Raw genomic sequence first — 2,500 nt, 5'->3', positions numbered from 1 at the left:
ATTTGAGAGGAGCTGTCCTTAGTACGAGAGGACCGGGATGGACGCACCGCTGGTGTACCAGTTGTTCTGCCAAGGGCATCGCTGGGTAGCTATGTGCGGACGGGATAAGTGCTGAAAGCATCTAAGCATGAAGCCCCCCTCAAGATGAGATTTCCCATTCCGCAAGGAAGTAAGATCCCTGAAAGATGATCAGGTTGATAGGTCTGAGGTGGAAGTGTGGCGACACATGGAGCTGACAGATACTAATCGATCGAGGACTTAACCATATTTTTGAATGATGTCACACCTGTTATCTAGTTTTGAGAGAACACTCTCAATTTGTTTGGTGGCGATAGCGAAGAGGTCACACCCGTTCCCATACCGAACACGGAAGTTAAGCTCTTCAGCGCCGATGGTAGTCGGGGGTTTCCCCCTGTGAGAGTAGGACGCCGCCAAGCAATTGCACGTTAGTGTAATTTTTAAAAAAAGTTGTTGACTTTGAAGAAGTGACGTTGTATACTAATAAAGTTGCTTTAACAAAGCGGACAAACAAAATGATCTTTGAAAACTAAACAAGACAAAACGTACCTGTTAATTCAGTTTTTAAAAATCGCACAGCGATGTGCGTAGTCAGTCAAACTACTTTATCGGAGAGTTTGATCCTGGCTCAGGACGAACGCTGGCGGCGTGCCTAATACATGCAAGTCGAGCGGACAGATGGGAGCTTGCTCCCTGATGTTAGCGGCGGACGGGTGAGTAACACGTGGGTAACCTGCCTGTAAGACTGGGATAACTCCGGGAAACCGGGGCTAATACCGGATGGTTGTTTGAACCGCATGGTTCAAACATAAAAGGTGGCTTCGGCTACCACTTACAGATGGACCCGCGGCGCATTAGCTAGTTGGTGAGGTAACGGCTCACCAAGGCAACGATGCGTAGCCGACCTGAGAGGGTGATCGGCCACACTGGGACTGAGACACGGCCCAGACTCCTACGGGAGGCAGCAGTAGGGAATCTTCCGCAATGGACGAAAGTCTGACGGAGCAACGCCGCGTGAGTGATGAAGGTTTTCGGATCGTAAAGCTCTGTTGTTAGGGAAGAACAAGTACCGTTCGAATAGGGCGGTACCTTGACGGTACCTAACCAGAAAGCCACGGCTAACTACGTGCCAGCAGCCGCGGTAATACGTAGGTGGCAAGCGTTGTCCGGAATTATTGGGCGTAAAGGGCTCGCAGGCGGTTTCTTAAGTCTGATGTGAAAGCCCCCGGCTCAACCGGGGAGGGTCATTGGAAACTGGGGAACTTGAGTGCAGAAGAGGAGAGTGGAATTCCACGTGTAGCGGTGAAATGCGTAGAGATGTGGAGGAACACCAGTGGCGAAGGCGACTCTCTGGTCTGTAACTGACGCTGAGGAGCGAAAGCGTGGGGAGCGAACAGGATTAGATACCCTGGTAGTCCACGCCGTAAACGATGAGTGCTAAGTGTTAGGGGGTTTCCGCCCCTTAGTGCTGCAGCTAACGCATTAAGCACTCCGCCTGGGGAGTACGGTCGCAAGACTGAAACTCAAAGGAATTGACGGGGGCCCGCACAAGCGGTGGAGCATGTGGTTTAATTCGAAGCAACGCGAAGAACCTTACCAGGTCTTGACATCCTCTGACAATCCTAGAGATAGGACGTCCCCTTCGGGGGCAGAGTGACAGGTGGTGCATGGTTGTCGTCAGCTCGTGTCGTGAGATGTTGGGTTAAGTCCCGCAACGAGCGCAACCCTTGATCTTAGTTGCCAGCATTTAGTTGGGCACTCTAAGGTGACTGCCGGTGACAAACCGGAGGAAGGTGGGGATGACGTCAAATCATCATGCCCCTTATGACCTGGGCTACACACGTGCTACAATGGACAGAACAAAGGGCAGCGAAACCGCGAGGTTAAGCCAATCCCACAAATCTGTTCTCAGTTCGGATCGCAGTCTGCAACTCGACTGCGTGAAGCTGGAATCGCTAGTAATCGCGGATCAGCATGCCGCGGTGAATACGTTCCCGGGCCTTGTACACACCGCCCGTCACACCACGAGAGTTTGTAACACCCGAAGTCGGTGAGGTAACCTTTTAGGAGCCAGCCGCCGAAGGTGGGACAGATGATTGGGGTGAAGTCGTAACAAGGTAGCCGTATCGGAAGGTGCGGCTGGATCACCTCCTTTCTAAGGATATTATACGGAATATAAGACCTTGGGTCTTATAAACAGAACGTTCCCTGTCTTGTTTAGTTTTGAAGGATCATTCCTTCGAAACGTGTTCTTTGAAAACTAGATAACAGTAGACATCACATTCAATTAGTAATACAAGATATCACATAGTGATTCTTTTTAACGGTTAAGTTAGAAAGGGCGCACGGTGGATGCCTTGGCACTAGGAGCCGATGAAGGACGGGACGAACACCGATATGCTTCGGGGAGCTGTAAGCAAGCTTTGATCCGGAGATTTCCGAATGGGGAAACCCACCACTCGTAATGGAGTGGTATCCATAT

The 2,500-nt window shown here is 50.8% G+C and carries 4 rRNA genes (2 of these 4 running past the window's edge); all 4 read left to right on the top strand.

Features of this window, described 5'->3' with window-relative positions:
* Positions 1-266 (top strand): 23S ribosomal RNA (locus M1D94_RS20300); it begins 2,662 nt to the left of the window's first position.
* A 55-nt stretch (positions 267-321) separates the two neighbouring features.
* Positions 322-437: ribosomal RNA gene (gene rrf, locus M1D94_RS20295) — 5S ribosomal RNA — on the top strand.
* Positions 438-623: 186 nt separating this feature from the next.
* Positions 624-2,173, top strand: a 16S ribosomal RNA gene (locus M1D94_RS20290).
* 170 nt (positions 2,174-2,343) lie between these two features.
* Positions 2,344-2,500 (top strand): 23S ribosomal RNA (locus M1D94_RS20285) (it continues 2,771 nt past the right edge of the window).
* Together the 16S, 23S and 5S rRNA genes form the textbook arrangement of a ribosomal RNA operon.

The sequence above is a fragment of the Bacillus sp. JZ109 genome (genome assembly GCF_053903135.1).
Note: the sequence above shows the minus strand (reverse complement) of the source record. Positions and strands in the feature narration are given on the sequence as shown.